The organism is Bacillus sp. JJ664, from assembly GCF_036962205.1.
GTDB lineage: Bacteria > Bacillota > Bacilli > Bacillales > Bacillaceae_G > Gottfriedia.
This window is the reverse complement of the sequence record NZ_JBALMS010000213.1, coordinates 1-864: the sequence shown is the minus strand read 5'-3', so window position 1 is coordinate 864 and position 864 is coordinate 1. Positions and strand designations below refer to the sequence as shown.

Genomic DNA, 864 nt, shown 5'->3' with positions numbered 1-864 from the left:
TATCATCTTTATTTTCATTATTTTTTTGAGGTGAATCTACTTTTTTCACAAATTTACTTGATATAAAAGCTTTGCCATTATAGGAAGTAATTTGTACCCATTCTGAGTTAAATTGCCTACCTTCAAGTTGCTCATCTATATTTACTACTTTTATGATTGGATGGGATGTTGAAGGTCCTAATCGCAGATTGACTTTATTTGCAATCGCTTTATAAACATTTTTTTCAAAAGAATATGTGATTGACTTTGATAAAAATCCAATTTTACCATTAAATTTTGCTACAATTACATGCCCTATTTTTGTGATTACCGTATAACTTTTTTTCTTAGGAATCTCTATGATGTATTGAAAGTTGGAGGATGGTCCTTCGGTAAGGAACAGTGTACTATCTGAGGTGATTGAGTGACCTGTTGTATTGTATTGATTCGTCTGAAACTGCCTGATAAATCTAGCAAAAAGTATTGCAGCTGTTTTTTTCTTCAAGTTGGGATTTTGCGTAACAAAACTGATTTCTTCTTTTGTTATGACATTTTCTAATTCTGTTAATTGATTTAATTGCGTTTCACTTAATTTTTCATAACCAATTAACTGATATAAAATAGACATCATTTCATGATAGGATAACTGTTTCTTTAAACTTCCACTTTTTTCCCATTTTTGATAAATAGCCTCTAATTTTAACTCCTTTATAACTAGCTTCATTCTTTGATCATCTGTAATTGACTTTGAACGTAAATTCTTTTTCTCATCATATGTAAAGTACTGAAGCCAACTGATAAACTCAATATTCGTAATGGTACCATCTATATTTATATTTATTGGTAAAATTTTACCTTTTTGCAAATAAGATAGCTGCTCTTTCT

General features: G+C 29.3%; 1 protein-coding gene. It reads right to left on the bottom strand.

Going from position 1 to position 864, the window contains the following annotated elements:
* A partial coding sequence (locus tag V7056_RS20320; protein ID WP_499704203.1) for an SH3 domain-containing protein occupies positions 1–864 on the bottom strand: 864 nt, incomplete at both ends.